At 55.8% G+C, this 15727-nt stretch carries 12 protein-coding genes; 1 reads left to right on the top strand and 11 read right to left on the bottom strand.

All coding sequences use genetic code 11. The features are described from left to right. Nucleotides 1–48: 48 nt before the first annotated feature. Together M0D65_RS19335 and M0D65_RS19330 are read right to left on the bottom strand one after the other, a co-directional pair. Nucleotides 49–1356 carry an epoxide hydrolase family protein gene (locus tag M0D65_RS19335; RefSeq protein ID WP_266254120.1) on the bottom strand — a complete coding sequence of 436 codons (1308 nt, stop codon included), beginning with the start codon at nt 1354–1356 and terminating at the stop codon, nt 49–51. A gap of 539 nt (nt 1357–1895) precedes the next feature. Beyond that, on the bottom strand, nt 1896–2642 hold the full coding sequence (locus tag M0D65_RS19330) for an SDR family NAD(P)-dependent oxidoreductase (RefSeq protein WP_266254119.1): 747 nt from the start codon (nt 2640–2642) through the stop codon (nt 1896–1898). 320 nt (nt 2643–2962) lie between these two features. Here M0D65_RS19330 and M0D65_RS19325 point away from each other — a divergent pair, with 320 nt between their 5' ends. After that, nucleotides 2963–3892, top strand: coding sequence for a LysR family transcriptional regulator (locus M0D65_RS19325; protein ID WP_266254118.1), 930 nt, complete (start codon nt 2963–2965; stop codon nt 3890–3892). 133 nt (nt 3893–4025) lie between these two features. Here the strand turns inward: M0D65_RS19325 and M0D65_RS19320 are convergent, their stop codons facing one another. The 9 genes from M0D65_RS19320 to M0D65_RS19280 form a co-directional block, all read right to left on the bottom strand. Then, a complete protein-coding gene (locus tag M0D65_RS19320) occupies nt 4026–5051 on the bottom strand; it encodes a zinc-binding dehydrogenase (protein WP_266254117.1) in 1026 nt (341 codons plus the stop codon). Between the two features lie 84 nt (nt 5052–5135). Further along, the gene (locus M0D65_RS19315; RefSeq protein WP_266254116.1) at nt 5136–5999 is read right to left on the bottom strand and encodes an enoyl-CoA hydratase/isomerase family protein; all 864 of its coding nucleotides are present in this window, start codon (nt 5997–5999) and stop codon (nt 5136–5138) included. Nucleotides 6000–6001: 2 nt separating this feature from the next. Then, nucleotides 6002–6991 carry a fumarylacetoacetate hydrolase family protein gene (locus M0D65_RS19310; protein WP_266254115.1) on the bottom strand — a complete coding sequence of 330 codons (990 nt, stop codon included), beginning with the start codon at nt 6989–6991 and terminating at the stop codon, nt 6002–6004. A 40-nt stretch (nt 6992–7031) separates the two neighbouring features. Beyond that, complete coding sequence (locus M0D65_RS19305) at nt 7032–8141, bottom strand: VOC family protein (RefSeq protein ID WP_266254114.1); 1110 nt, start codon at nt 8139–8141, stop codon at nt 7032–7034. A gap of 166 nt (nt 8142–8307) precedes the next feature. Further along, nucleotides 8308–9234, bottom strand: coding sequence for a 3-keto-5-aminohexanoate cleavage protein (locus M0D65_RS19300; protein ID WP_266254113.1), 927 nt, complete (start codon nt 9232–9234; stop codon nt 8308–8310). 88 nt (nt 9235–9322) lie between these two features. Beyond that, the gene (locus tag M0D65_RS19295; protein ID WP_266254112.1) at nt 9323–10333 is read right to left on the bottom strand and encodes an NADP-dependent oxidoreductase; all 1011 of its coding nucleotides are present in this window, start codon (nt 10331–10333) and stop codon (nt 9323–9325) included. 354 nt (nt 10334–10687) lie between these two features. Next, on the bottom strand, nt 10688–12415 hold the full coding sequence (locus M0D65_RS19290) for an AMP-binding protein (RefSeq protein WP_266254111.1): 1728 nt from the start codon (nt 12413–12415) through the stop codon (nt 10688–10690). Between the two features lie 177 nt (nt 12416–12592). Beyond that, the gene (locus tag M0D65_RS19285) at nt 12593–13381 is read right to left on the bottom strand and encodes an enoyl-CoA hydratase/isomerase family protein (protein ID WP_266254110.1); all 789 of its coding nucleotides are present in this window, start codon (nt 13379–13381) and stop codon (nt 12593–12595) included. A gap of 73 nt (nt 13382–13454) precedes the next feature. Continuing rightward, complete coding sequence (locus M0D65_RS19280; RefSeq protein ID WP_266254109.1) at nt 13455–15194, bottom strand: CocE/NonD family hydrolase; 1740 nt, start codon at nt 15192–15194, stop codon at nt 13455–13457. Nucleotides 15195–15727 lie beyond the last annotated feature (533 nt).

Raw genomic sequence — 15727 nt, 5'->3', positions numbered from 1 at the left:
CTGATCCTGGAGAAATGTTGATTTATCGGTTCTTGCGCAAACAGATATCTATACCCGTAGCGTACGGAAAGCGGCCCTCAACTCACGCACAAAAATCTCCGGTTGCTCGAACGCGGCAAAGTGTCCACCCCGCTCCGCTTCATGCCAGTAGATGAGATCAGGATAATCACGTTCGGCCCAGCTTCGCGGCGCCTGATAGATTTCCTTGGGAAAGGCGGTGGCAGCAACTGGCAGGTCGATGCGCCCGCCGGCGAAACTGGCCGGAAAATTTTCCCAGTAGATACGCGCTGAGGATGCCGAGGTATCCGTCAACCAATACAGAGAAATGTCATCGAGAATCTGACTTCGACTGAGAACAGTTTCGGGATCACCGTTGCTGTCTGTCCACGCCTGGAACTTTTCATAGATCCACGCAGCCTGGCCAGCGGGAGAGTCAGCCAAGCCATACCCCACAGTCTGCGGCCGCGTACTCTGCTCCAGGAAGTACCCATATCCCTTAGACAGGAACGCGTTCGCCTGAGCAACGGCGCGCGCCTCATCCGGTGTCAGTCCCGAATCAGGAATTTTCTCCGGAAAAACAAATTGCCAATTGAGGTGAATAGCTGCCAGGCCTTGTGGTCGAAGGTGGCCAAGCGCCGTTGTGACCCCCGCGCCAAAATCACCTCCCTGCGCCACCCAACGGGCATAACCGAGCTTCTTCATCAACTGGGCCCAGGCCTGAGCGATGCGTGGAATGTTCCATCCGGACGTAGTAGGTTTATCTGAGAAACCGAATCCAGGCAACGAGGGCACGACAACGTGGAAGGCATCCTTCGCACTGCCACCGTGGGAAGTTGGATCGGTAAGCGGCCGAATGACCTTCAGAAACTCGATCACGGAACCTGGCCAGCCGTGGGTTAAGACAATGGGCAACGCATCAGGATGGGGGGAACGCACATGAAGGAAATGAATCCCCAAGCCGTCAATGAGGGTTCGGAATTGCGCAAAGCTGTTGAGAGTTTTCTCGACAGATCTCCAGTCATAGCTCGTGCGCCAATACTCCACCACGGACTTCATTCGCTCTAACGGTACGCCTTGAGACCAGTCCTGAACCGTTTCCCGATCGGGCCATCGTGTGGTTTCCAGTCGCTGCTTCAAGTCGTCCAGCAAAGATTGAGGTACGTGAACGGAAAACGACTCTATCGCATCCGACGCGGGCGGAAGCGTAAGAGAAGTCACATTGGCTCGGGCCATTGGTGTGGACCGCGTCTGAGCGAGGCCGCTAAGGCCCACACCTAGCGTTGCTGCCGCTCCGACGATGCCCTGCAGCACTCTCCGGCGCGAATTTGGTACCTGCGTGAGATAGCTATTCTTCATTCTTTGCATCCAAAGATCGAGTCTCGTTGCATCTGATTCTCTCGTGGCACGTGCCCATGCAATTCATCAATCTCTTTGCCAGCGAGTTTCCATGCAGAAGCGTAGACAGCTTATTGATAACTCGACGGCAACCAAGAAACGCTCCTCGAGATAGTTGCAATGTTGCGTCTCAAACCTAAGCGCTGCACCGCTGCGATTGGTCCGTGCCGTCGCATCGAGTTCGCCCCTTCTCCCGCCCGCTATGAACACGCGGGCATTTTCGGCGATGGGGGACCTAGAGCAGCAACGGTACTTCCTATTGATCTGTGAATAAATATCAGGAAAGCGATTTATGAATTTCCATCTGTGGATAATAGTGCGGAAAACGAGGCGTTTCGAACACGGACTGCCTGACAGCAGGGAATCGTCCGTCCCTGGTGTAGGCAGATGTCGAATCGGTCCGAGCGTCGGGCCGATCGAATTGAGAACCGCCGATGGTTATCCTCGCTTCTTTTCAAGCGGACCTGCGACGTCGACGAGCGGCCAGGAACGAACCCACCTTAGCGCAACCCACCACCTGTGAGAAGGTGTTCTCCCGTGAGCCAACGCGCGTCATCCGACGCGAGGAAAACTGCGACTGCAGCGATGTCTTCAGGTTGACCGAGGCGGCCGAGCGGGGTCTGTCCGAGGATCCACGTTTCCATGTCAGAGCCGATGAAGCCGCCGCTGCGCGTGCCTTCGGTAACAACCATGCCAGGGTTCACCGAGTTGACGCGAATCTTCTTCGGTCCGAGTTCGCGCGCGAGCACACCCGTGATCGCATCCACCGCACCCTTCGTGGCCGTGTACACGGCGCTGCCCGGCAGCGTGACGCTACTTGCGACCGACCCGATATTGACGATACTGGCATTCTCGCCGAGATGCTTTGCTGCAGCCTGGGTCGCGAGCAGCAGACCCAACACGTTGATATTGAAATGCTTGTGAAAGTGTTCTTCCGTGATCTCCTCAAGTGGCAACATCTCGTAGATGCCCGAGTTGTTGACGAGGATGTCGAGGTGGCCGTAAGTGTTGATCGCCGCATCAATGATGCCTTGTGCGTCCGCGGCCTTCGACACGTCTCCGCGCACGGCAATCGCCTTGCCGCCCGCGGCGGTAATCTTCTCGACGACAGCATCGGCTCCTGCCTTGCTGGACACATAGTTGACGACGACAGACGCCCCCTCTTTAGCGAGAGCTACGGCAATAGCAGCGCCAATTCCCTTCGATGCGCCGGTTACGACTCCTACTTTGCCAACGAGCTTGTTCATGATTGCGTCCTCTCACGTTTGATTGCCGGGAGCACCGCCGGGATGGTGCCAGGAGCTGTTGACGGTGCCAACACCCAGTCTAGTCGGCAGATAGGTGGGGATAAACGTGTCTGAGACGAATACATATGCTGCGATATCCGAACAGTGTAGTAGCGGCTAACGCGCAGCGGTTGGATAGATGAGCAGAAGCGATCGAGTGTTTTGACGTTCAGTGAGGTAGATCATAGAGGTCATTCTCTAAGACTGAGATGGCCCGTAGAAATCAGGCAGATCAGAATCATTGCGTAGAAAATGACGTATCTTGAACATGGAGTCTTCGAATGGATCAACTTTTCGCCCTGCGCGTTTTCGTACGAATTGCAGAAGCCGGCACATTCTCCAGGGCTGCCGATTCGATGAATATTCCCCGCCCAACCGCAACCAAATTGATCCAGGATCTCGAACGACATCTAAAGGTCAGACTGCTGCAACGCACGACGCGTCGGGTAACCGTCACTCCCGAGGGGGCGACGTATTTTGAGCGTGCGATACGGCTCATCGCGGATCTGGAGGACATGGACTCGTTGGTCACAGGCGCGCGAGCCCAACCCACGGGGCGTCTACGTGTAGATATCGGATCGTCCCTGGCCAACCTGATTCTTATCCCAGCGTTACCTGAGTTCCGCGCGTCTTTCCCCGATATCCGACTAGATCTAGGAGTGAGCGATCGCCCAGTGGATCTGATTGGAGAAGGGGTGGACTGTGTCATCCGAGGAGGTGTACTGGCCGATACCTCGTTTATAGCGAAGCGCATCGCAGAGTTCGATTACGTGACCTGTGCAAGCTCGTCGTATCTCGCGACCAACGGAGTACCTGCGCATCCTGCGGAACTGAACGAACGACATCATCTGCTCAGCTACTTTTCATCACTGACAGGTAAGGCATTCCCGCTACAATTTCAACGAGGTAACGAGTCGTTCGAGACGACTGGACGCACAATGGTTGCAGTGAACGAAAGCACAGCGCATTTGACAGGATTGTTGACCGGGTTGGGGATCTCCCAGACATTCAGCGCCCTGGTACGACCGCATCTCGATAGCGGTGCGCTGGTGCAGGTGTTGAGCGACTGGCACCGACCACGTCATCCGCTTCATGTGCTTTACCCGTCCAATCGTCATCTGCAAACCAAATTGAGAGTTTTCGTCGACTGGGTCGCAGAGTTATTTGCGAAATTTGATGACCGTTCCGGCCGGCCCCGACAGACCAGCTAGTCGCTGACGGTCGAACATCAGATCGCTTGATTCGAGTTTCCGGCCCATATCGGTGCCATCCCAAACTGGAATGCCGTCGCCTTGCCATCGTCAAAATCGGTCCGCGCCTTGGGCCGAAGTGCTCGCCTTGAATTTATCTATCGTTGATGCGAAGCAACACGGCCCCAGACTTACCAGGGCGCTCAACGTGGACCACTGCCTCCGAAATTCGTTCAAGCGGATACTCTGCGGCGACGCTGTAAAGATCCGAGTGCTTCACTGCCAGATCCACTGCTGCTTCGACATCCTTCCGCTGTAACTCGGGAGGCGTGTTGCTGAACCAACGTCCGATTGAAACGCCCTTCAGGCCAAGTTCTCGAGACGTAATCTGCAGACTGGTCAAATCTATAGGACCTCCGGCCAGACCGCCGTACGTAACTATCGCCCCGCCGTCCTTGAGTAGAAGAGCCAACGCACCTGCGAACGGGCCTCCCACACAATCAACCGCCACGGCGACCGATCGCCCATCGGCATACCGATGAACTTGCTGTTGCCAGTGCTCGACGTCGGTTGCGACAACCGGAATGTCTGGGAACTGCTTACTCAACAATGCAGTACTCGCACTTCGTCGAACCAGGTTAATGACAGGAATGTCGCTCTCTCGCAGGAGAGTTGCGAGCAATTGCGCAACTAAGGCGCCAGCAGCGCTCTGAATGACAATACCCTCCCCGGTTTCGACGAGTTGTTGTTGTGTCCGACGCAGAATCATCCGCGCCGTAATGCCGTTGACAAGTACCATGCTCGCAACGTCGTCCGGAAGACTTGAAGGAACCACGATGACCGATGCCGCAGGAACAACTATTCTCTCTCGCCAGATGCCTGGGCCAGGGAACACCGCAACGCGCGCTCCAACCTTCAATCCATCATGCGCCGACGTGCCTCGACCAATTGCTTCTATGACACCGACCGCCTCCGAGCCCCGAGGAATCAACTCTGGCTCTCCGTCCGCTCCACTACCCCATTGCGCTGAGCGCGTTACGAAGAGATCCCCGTGATGAACAGGAGCCAACACCACTCGCACGAGAACCTCTCCTGGGCCGGGAGCAGTCGGAGACACTGTGTTTCTCACCGCCAACACGTCGACCGGTTCGCCTGCCGCTATTTGAAAGACTGCACGCATGACCCACTCCTTAAGTTCATCGTCGCTCGATACAAATTCCCTGCATTTCGCTATGCGCGGTATCGTGTCGACATACCTCTACCATCATGCCGACGTTCGCGCCGGCCCTGTGGTGGATCGCTCGACGAACTCGGCGACGCGTCGTTGGAATTCGGCCGTAGAGGCACACCGTAGAAAGGCTTGTTTTTCGCGCTCAAGATGCTTCTCCAACTCGTCGTCCGCAGGCAATGCCACAAGCGATTTGATCTCCCCGACGGCGTCCGGGGAATAGCTCGCAATCTTTCGAGCTAGATCAAGAGTTGTCTCTTCGAGTAGCAACGGATCAACAATGCGTTGAATAAGTCCCAGGGAACCCGCCTCCTCTGCGTTCAGCGCGTCCTTGAGCAGAAAGAGATCTAACGCCCTCGCCACCCCTAAGCGACGTGCCAACTGGAAGGAAAGTCCCCCATCGCTTGAAGTACCGAGCTTCGAGTACCCGACAACGAATCGTGCCTTACTCGACGCGACAACAATGTCGCACGCCATCGCCAACGAAAACCCACCTCCCGCTGCAGCGCCATGTACGCTCGCGATGACGGGGATGCGCAAACGACGCAGTGCGAGAATCGTCGAATGAAATGCGTCGATAAGCAGCTCCAGATACCGGCCGGGCTGGTTCAGTCCCGCCCGGATCTGTGAAAGATCGCCACCAGCCGAAAATACACTCCCGGTGCCTCGCAGGATCATCGCCCGGTAACGTGAGGACTCTTCAATCTCGTTTAAGGCACCCAGCATTCCCTCACAGAATGCCATGTCAACAGTGTTGGCATGACCGCCATTGTTCATCGTGACAATCGCGACGTCGTCCACCTGCTTCAATGTGATGTTGTTTGTCATCTCGGATGTACGCGGATTGGGCTCAAAACGCATTGTCGGTTTGGTATCAGACCCATATGGGTCGAGCGTCAACGCTAACTCTCGTCCGCCACAACCGCATTTTCCATGCCGCCAAGTGCTCGCCCTGTTGACACGTCTCGAAGCGTGGCTTTAATCACGTCCCCGGGTTTCAAAAATGGCCTCCCCTTGACCATCTCCGCTGTCAATTCCTCACGCCTGACCGAATCTGCAAGAAGATGCGTTTTCAGTATTTCGATAAGTTTCGGCGTCGCCGCGGCCGTCACTCCACCAGGAGTGCCCGTCAAGATGACGTCACCTTGCTTCAGATCCAATACCCCGGAAACATGGGTAATCGTCTCAGCCGGGCCAAAGATCAATTGTGATGACGTAGCCGACTGTCTAAGCTCACCGTTAACCCATAGTTTGATTTCAAGATTAGCCAGGACCTCGGCAACCTCCTCCCTCTCCATCAAGCACAGCACAGGTCCAAGTGGGCAAAACGTGCGGTAGCTCTTTCCCTGAAACCACTGCAGAAACGATGCGCCGAACATGACATCACGCGCGGAAACGTCGTTAGCAAGAACGACACCGGCAACGTAAGAGCCCAGTTCGGCCTCAGTCACAGTGACTTGCCGATCAATTCCACGGCGAAGAACAATGCCAAACTCGACCTCGTAGTCCAGCAGATTTACTTCGCCTGGACGTTTAATCGCACTGAAAGCGCCCGTTATCGAAGAACTTGCCTTGGCAAAAAAGAGGTTCTGCTTGCGTGCGTGGTGCTGGGCTTCCGCCGCGTGATCAGAATAGTTCAAGCCCTGACAGATGATTGTCGAATCACCTGTAATTGGGCTCAACATCTGGTTGGCTGAAATCTTGATCGTCGAAGACTGTTGAGCGGTGGCTTTCTTGCTCTCAATTGTTTCGATCAATTCCGCAGTGGATTGAGCATCAACATTCAAAGGTCTGATCTCAACGAGGTCGTCAGGCGATGAAGGCGGCGTTCCTGCCACCACTCCCCAATTCACACGACCATCGAGAAGATATCTGGTAACCAATAACGACACATCGTTCTCCTTGGATAGGTAATCGACTTCTCAACAGGAATCACTTCAGCCAGGGGCGTGGTTTGACCAGCATCGCTTTCATAAATTCTGTGATCTGATCCAGCGGAACATCCCCGAATCCACCGGCCGCATGAATTTTCGGAATGTCATCAAACTTGAGATCTGGTCGCATCGAATCAGGAAGATCATCTCCCCATGTCCACAGGGTTCCGCGAGCTAACGTCTGGTATCCGGTCGGCTGTTCCGCGTCGAATACATCGCCGTCTGCGTAATGTTCCCACTCGTTTCCGACCGGATCCTTCCAATAATCAAAGATCTGGCTTCCAAGCCTGTGGCGACCAATCCCCCAAAACGGCGTCCATCCTCTCGCGCGCAAATACTGATGCCCCTGCCCGACGGAATCAAGATCAAAGGTTTGAAAAGAGACGTGCAGCATAGACGCCGGCGCTGCACCGAGGATTGCAATACTGTGATGATCGGAAGGCACTGCACCTCGGTTCAACCGAAAGAATCCCAACACTGGCTGACCATTCTCTAAAGTCTGGATGTCCGATGGAATGAAGCCGAAATGCCGCATATACCAACGGGCAGAACGCATGAAGTCCGGCCGTTGGAGTACGACGTGTCCAAAGCGAAAAATGGCTGATGGCTCAAGTGGCGGTCTTACTCCGCTGTTAATTCGAGCGTCACCCAATGGTGTATTCACCTGGATTTTTTCTCTGCGTGTCGGCAACGGGGGGAGAGGTTTCGCACCGTACAGAGCATCAACCACCAAACCTTCAGGATCCGTGAGCCGCACTCGCTTGCCACCTGCCGGACCATCTGCGAGCTCAACCGCGACGCCAGTCGCGGACGCGAGTACATGTAAATCTGCCTCTGTTGCGACAGTCAGACCAAACCCGACAAACCGATCTTCTGTCGACGGTGCTATCGAGACAAGCCATGGCACAGTTCCGTGTCCACGGAAATAGCACACACCATCAATTGCGGTGAGCAGGATGAGACCAAAGTCAGTGAGAAACTGCGTCATCTTCTCGACATCCCGACGCTCGAACATGACGTATGCCATAGACTCAGCCTTAACTAGGGATTCCATCCGAGCGAACATTCCATCTCCGAGTTGTTGTGGCTGAGTTGCTTGCACGTTCATCTGATGCTCCTCTCACATGGTCAATCGCAGCGAGTACACCCTCCGCTGCCCCAGAACCTTGCAAGGCAATGCGTTGTTCCAGGCTAACCCGCGCCCGATCTCATTGGCATATGTTCTGAAATCGATCCCTTTAATGCACCTTCCTCAACGCGCGGCCCGGCGACCGTTAGAACGCAACGTTGCCGCTTCCTTTCAGGGACAAGATTTCTCGCGCTTCGGCAGGTGTAGCGATCTCGAGCGAAAGCAATTCCAATACGCTACGAAGGATTCGAACCTGCTCGGCATTGGATGTCGCGAGGCGCCCCTTTCCCGCATAGAGTGAATCCTCGAGCCCCACCCGGACGTTGCCTCCGTTCAGCGCGGCCATAGTCGTGAACGGCAACTGATGCCGGCCTGTTGCCATAACCGACCAGCGGTAGTCATTCCCGAAGAGCTTTTCTGCCAGCTGCTTGGTATGAATCAGGTTCTCGGTGTCTGCACCCTGCCCACCCAGCACTCCAAAGATCGACTGCACAAATAGCGGCGGCGTCACCAGCTTTCTGTCGAGAAAGTGAGCCAACGTATAAAGATGTCCGGTGTCGTAGCATTCGAACTCAAATTTCGTCCCATGGCCCTTCCCCAGTCTCTCAAGAATCGACTCGATATCGCTGAACGTGTTGCGAAAAATCCAGTCTCGCGATCCCTCCAGATAGGCCGGCTCCCACGCGTACTGGAACTTCTTGTAGCGACCGAGCGCCGGAAAGAGACCAAAATTCATCGACCCCATGTTTAACGATGCGAGTTCAGGTGAAGTCACCAGTGCCGCCGCAAGTCTGTCGTCCAGAGACATGCCTTGACCGCCGCCGGTCGTAATATTAATAATCGCGTCGGTCCTCTCGCGGATGCGCGGAAGAAACTGCATGAAGACGGCCGGGTCAGGGGTTGGCCTGCCCGACTCTGGATCTCTTGCGTGGAGATGAAGTATCGCGGCACCAGCTTCCGTCGCCTCAATGCCTTGATCTGCAATCTGATCAGGCGTGATGGGCAGATGGGGACTCATGGAAGGAGTATGAATCGAGCCCGTAACTGCGCAGCTGATAATTACCTTGTTCAATTTCCACCTCTCTCAGGCTGGACGCCCGCGCTATAGCCGCGACAGGACGCCCTCTTCATACCCGTGGAATATCGCCGGGTTGACGCATCTATAGACGAATGATCAACTTACCCTTGTTCTCGCCTGCATAAAGCTTCTCGATTGAACCTGGGGCATATTCGATACCTTCGTGGAGATCCTCACGATATTTCAACTGCCCAGAACGAATCCAGCCCGCGAGAGCAGTAGCTGCCTCTTCGTAACGTGGCGCGAAGTCGGTGGTGAGAAATCCCTGCAGCGTCGCACGCTTGACTAACAGATGCCGCTCCGGCCGTGGCCCCTCGTTCCACGGATCCCAACTGGCAAATGAGGCCGTACCGCAGATCGCAATGCGAGCATGCACGTTGATAAGACGCAGCACCGCGTCCAGCGTCGCGCCGGAAGTGTTGTCGAAGTAGGCGTCGATGCCGTTAGGGCAGTGTTCGGCCAATGCTGCTTCAATATTTTTAGTAGATTTATAGTCAATTACGGCATCGTAGCCAAAGTCGTCAAGGCATTGGCGTGCCTTCTCAGGACCACCTGTCACGCCCACCACGCGACAACCGCGAAGTTTTGCGATTTGTCCGGCTGCTGAACCAACGCCACCCGCAGCCGTCGATACCACAACGGTCTCCCCCTCCGTCGGGCGAAGCACGTCGAGCATGCCAAAGTAGGCCGTCATGCCGTTGAGGCCCAAAACACCCAGCGTAAGTGACATCGGTAGATCACGCTCCCGAACCTTGCGCATCACCTGTGATTGTTTGGCGGCCGCATAGTCTTGCCACCCGAAGATGCCCATGACCTGCTCGCCGACCTCATATTCGGGATTTTTCGACTCGACCACCTCGCCAGCGGCGAAAGCACGCATCGTGTCACCCACTTCGATACGAGGCCAGTAATTGTTCTTGTCCGCGATCCAACCGCGCATTGCGGGATCAACGGACAAAAAGCGGTTGCGCACCAGAAACTCCCCCTGCTCAATCTTGGGAATGCCGACCTCCCGCACGGCAAAGTCATTTGCACGCGGAATACCGTTTGGACGAGAACAGAGCCACACCTGCCGATTCACTGATTGATTCATCGAAACGCTCCTTTCGATCACATCGTCTCTCCGTCATCAGACAGGACATGGGCGGACTGTTCAAATTCTCTCCGGCCCGCGCTTCGGTCCAAATCGAGTTTCTCAGTATACTTTACGCCCGTACACTTTACATGGCAAATGGTTGATGTACGATTGATTGCTCGTTTGCGAACGAACGGTCGGCACGGCAGGTTTGGTTTGGTTTGGGACTACCTACGTTCTGGGGAATGTCCCCTTGGGAGACGTGACCATCTACGCCCAATCAGGCGGCGAGCTCCACCTTCAGCTCATCGCAAGGTCACGGCGCGCGGCCCAATCGATATTAGCGTCACCTGACGGGGACGCTGAGCATCGTCATGCAGTTCTCTGATCGGCAAGCTTCAAGAATTCGATCATCTGCTCGCGCATCACGAATTTCTGAACTTTACCTGTGACCGTCATCGGCAGTTCGCTCACAAACCGAACGTACTTAGGCACTTTGTAGTGTGCAATCTGACCCCGGCAAAAGTCTCGTATCTCGTCCTCAGTTGCCCCCTCCCCTTGCCGAAGCACGATCCACGCGCAAACCTCCTCCCCTGTCTTCTCGTCGGGTACACCAAATACCTGCACATTTTGAATCTTTGGATGTCGGAACAGGAACTCTTCGATCTCGCGAGGATAGATATTCTCTCCTCCTCGAATCAGCATGTCCTTGAGTCGGCCTACGATATTGCAATAGCCATCAGCGTCCAGCGTTGCGAGATCGCCCGTATGCATCCAACCATCCACAATGCTCTCCCGAGTCCGCTTGTCGTCCTCCCAATAGCCCTGCATGACCGAGTAACCCTTCGTGCACAGTTCACCGGTCGCACCGATCGGTACAGTAGTGCCGAACTCGTCGACAATTTTGACCTCAAGATGAGGTTGAATTCGTCCCACCGTTGTAGTGCGCTTATCCAGCGGGTCGGTGGTTGCACTCTGGAATGAGATCGGGCTGGTTTCAGTCATCCCGTAGGCAATCGTAATCTCCTGAAGATGCATCCTTGCCACGACCTGCTTCATCGTCTCGATTGGGCACGGAGAGCCTGCCATAATGCCAGTGCGGAGACAGCTCAGATCGAAAGACGCGAACTGTGGATGTTCGAGTTCGGCAATGAACATCGTTGGCACACCATGTAGTGCCGTGCACCGCTCTTCGGCAACTGCTGCAAGCGTTGCGCCGGGGTCGAATGCCTCTCCCGGAAAGACCATATTTGCCCCGACAGATACGCATGCGAGTACAGCCAATACCATTCCGAAGCAGTGATAGAGCGGTACCGGAATGCAAAGCGCATCTGCGTCGGAAAGGTTCATCGCCATCGCGATGAAACGTGCATTGTTAACAACATTCCGGTGGGTCAGCGTGGCGCCTTTGGGGCTACCCGTCGTACCACTCGTAAACTGAACGTTGATCTTGTCGGACGCTGACAGCTCGGCACCGATTGCGCGACTCGCCCCACCTTCGAGCGCAATCCGGCCGGTTTCCATGAGATCGGCAAATGCCAGAACACCACGTAGATTCGGCTCTCCCATGCTGACAATAACGCGCAGCTCCGGTAAGCGCGCAATCTCAAGATGACCAGCATCTTGAACAGCGAGCTCCGGGGCGAGCTCGAGAAGCATCGCCAGGTAGTTCGATGATTTAAATTGCTCGGCGGTTACGAGCGCTTTGCACGCAACCTTGTTCAGCGAGTACTCAACCTCGGCCAGCCGATATGCAGGATTGATGTTGACCAGTACAGCGCCGATTCGCGCCGTCGCAAACTGCGTTAGCAGCCATTCGGCCCGATTGGGAGACCAGATGCCGACGCGATCACCTCTCGCTATACCGATCGATGCCAATCCGCAAGCGAGTCGATCTACTTCTTCGTCGAATGCTCTCCATGTCCAGCGGATGCCCTGCTCGCGAAACACAACGGCAGGACGGTCGGGAACGCGCTGCACAGTATCCCGGAGAAACTGCCCAATAGTGGCTTCACTAAGTGGAATGTCCGTGGAGCCTCGGACGTACGAAACACCGTCGCACGGCCTGATCAGCGCAGGCGAACCTTGTGACACTTTCATCGGATCATCTCCTGCCAACGGACTTCGAATCGCCCGATTCAAATTCGCCTGAATACCCTCCGGCCGACTGCTCGCCCAACCCAACTACGCTGCGCATTTCACGTCACCGGAAAAAGTGCCTCGGTTCAATCACAGTCTGCGATCGCGAATTGCATACATAGTCGCCGTATCTGCGCGTCAGCGGCCGAAGAAGATCATATCTGGCGGTACTTCGTCCGCTTCAAACGCCGCAGCGGTACTGCGAAAGCCACGGGTAGCGTCCTCGCTGTCGTATAGGCCAATGCAGACATCCAGCATAACCGCGTCGGCTGCCGCAACGCCTCCACTCGACCAGGCCTTGAGCAGCGTGCGGGTGGTTGCGTACGAAAGCGTAGGGCCGCTCGCGAGCTGCCTGACCAGTTCGTCTGCCACGTGCTCAAGCGAACCCGGCTCGGCCACATGGGTTGCGATTCCCAGTTCAGCCGCTTGCACGCCCAGTATCGGCTCGCCCAACATGGCGAAGCGCGATGCGCGACCGCGGCCGACCCGCTCGGCTAGTCGCTGCAAGGCGCCGGCGAGGGGAAGCATCCCGGTCGTAACCTCGACACAGCGAAAAACCGTGTCGGGAGCAGTGACGATGAAATCACAACTCAACGCAAGCTCGAAGCCGCCCCCGAACGCCCCACCCTGCACCACCGCCACCGTCGGAACGCGCAACGCCTCGATCGACCGGTACGAACTGTTGATCTTGCTGACAAAAGTACGGAACCAGTTCGCATCCTTTCCCGGCCATTCGCGGACTTCTCCACCTAGACTGAAGTTCGGTCCTTCAGCACGCACGACCAGCACACGGATATCGCTTTCGCTGGCTTCGTGGACGGCCTCTTCTAGCCAGTGCGCGAAGCGCACATCGAGCCTGTTGTAAGGCGGATTGGCCAGCACTATCGTGCCGACGCTGCCGTCACGTTCGAATCTGATGCTTTTCATCTGTTGTGCTCACTTTGCCAGGTTTCTCCGTTCGAACCTATCCCGGAATCGAACGGTACCAGGCGGTATGTAATCAGGAAGATTGCATCGTCAAGGGAACGATGGGCAACAGCAAATGTGATGGACGATCCGCATCGCGATAAATCTTGTGTGTGACAGTCGTACTGCTACACACGTGATACGGAATGTACTCAACGTCGGTCATCGCCCCAGTACCGGTGGGCACATCCAGACTGCAGATTTCGAGGCAAATCCTGTGCCCCGCCTTGAACTGGTTCGCCGTCGCCAACACCTGAATTTCGTATTTGACAACCTCTCCAGGCGTAACCGGCTCAATTGAATCTTTTGTGAGCTTGTAAAACGGCTCCCAAGGTTTGGAGCGACCAGGATCGATTGCCCGATACGAGGCCTTCAGCCAGCCTCGAGTGAGTTCGCGCTCAGGCAACGTAACCGGCACGTTACGTTCGCCGACCCGCGCAGTAACGACCGATACGTCCGGACCTACGTCCTTCAGTATTACGATCCAGTTGGTGTCACTCTGATCGATTTCCGCGTAAAGCGTCAGTGAGATCGGTCCCGCCACCAGCACATCCTGCGACAAAGGTTCGGTCATGTAGCGCAGGCGCTCAACGCGAGTTGTCTTCGTCAGTGGCATCTGTGTATAGACATCGGGAGCGCGTGCCGCATTGCTAGTCTCGCTGGCATCACGGGGCTCCTCCGTAGTTAGCCGCTCCCATCCTGCAAGGTGATACTTGACCCATTGCGTCTCCGGTAACGGCCAGTCGGTGCCGGTTCTCCATTCGTTCGCCCCCATCGTCCAGTAACGAACCGGTGGCTCGTCCATGATTCCGGTATCGATACCTTTTAACCAATAGTCGTACCAACGCAAAATTTCGTCGTGGTACTGATGGAACGGTCGCTCAAGGTGCGCTGGACCGGTGAAGAGAAGCTTGCGCGGCTGCTTGACGTTCTGAAAATAATGTTGCGCGCCAAGCCAGTGCAGCTTGTATGTGTAAGCATAAGCACCCGAGCCGGTGTAAAACGGAATCCTGATCTGTTTGAAGGCTTCCTCAGCACGTTGCACGGTGCCTTCAGGTTCCCACGGGTTGGTCATGATGTGGTACATCACCCGGGTTCGCTGCCCCTTCTGAGTCAGGATGTTGTACAGGTTGATGTACATCTTATAGTCGGGGTTTCCCATTGCCGACTGCCAGAACTCCTCTTGCTCTGGCGGCAACGTGCCAGGCACGCCACGCGGCTCATGCACCGTGCTGAACACGTCGAGCAGGTACGGAAACGTGTGCACCACGCCACCAGGATTGAAATCGCGAAATCCGAACATGCCGCCGTAAGCGCTGCACGCGTCATAGGGGAAAATCGCTTTAAGCGCCGGGTGCCCCTGCGCGGCAGCCCGCCACTGTTCACCAGCGAAACCGGATATTCCGACCATCCCCACGTTGCCATCTGCCCACGGCTGCTGGGTTATCCACTCGATCATGTCGTAATGATCGCTCTGCTCCTCACCGTAGTGCCCTTCCGACTTGCCCGAACCACGCGGTTGGGCAATCACATGCACGTAGCCATTCGCGACAAAGCGGCGAGAGTCGCCAGCTTCGATGGGACCAAACCATAGCGGTGCATGGGCTGGCTGGGGTGGTAGAACATCGGCAATGTCCGGTCCCTGCAGGTCCTTATTGTGTAGTGCCGAGGCATAGAGAACAGGGTATCGGCCAGCGCTATCCGGGCGGTAAACGTCAACGGCAAGGCGGGTTCCATCCCTCATCGTTACGACGAGGTCGCGTTCTTCAATCATTTCTCCTCCAGATCGATTCATACGTTGCGGCGCCGCTGAGCACCACATTTCTACTTAATAGGTACGACTCACACCGCGAGTCACCCCCTCCATGCCTTTCGACAATGCCGTTGAAACTGACCGACACCTCGACATAACTATCAGGCCAGTATACTTAACGATCGTAAAATTTACTAGCGGAAGTGAAGTATTTCGTCGGGCGGGGGAAACTGTGGATTGCGGCGGAAAGAGGGTGCAAGCCGATGAAGCAGAAAGATATTTCAGAACCCTCTACGCCTATGTCGAGAGGGAAGAGCCGGTCGACGAACGGAAAACCGCTTTGTCACGCGGCTAGTCAGATATCGATTCTGGGGAAGTCGGATTAGCGGTTCGCGCTCGCAAGGCATACTGCGTTGCGAGCGTTGAGGCTCTACCGTATTTAGGGGACCTTTTCGCGGCAAGCTTTCCATCGCGCCGTCACTATGTGCGCACTGGACGATGCACCAGGTGCGGCGACACAGACTGGGCTCACCTTTCGTGATTTGCTGCCTTGG

Origin of the sequence: Paraburkholderia sp. CHISQ3, from assembly GCF_030464945.1 — a bacterium.
Taxonomy (GTDB): Bacteria; Pseudomonadota; Gammaproteobacteria; order Burkholderiales; family Burkholderiaceae; genus Paraburkholderia; species Paraburkholderia megapolitana.
Note: the sequence above shows the minus strand (reverse complement) of the source record. Positions and strands in the feature narration are given on the sequence as shown.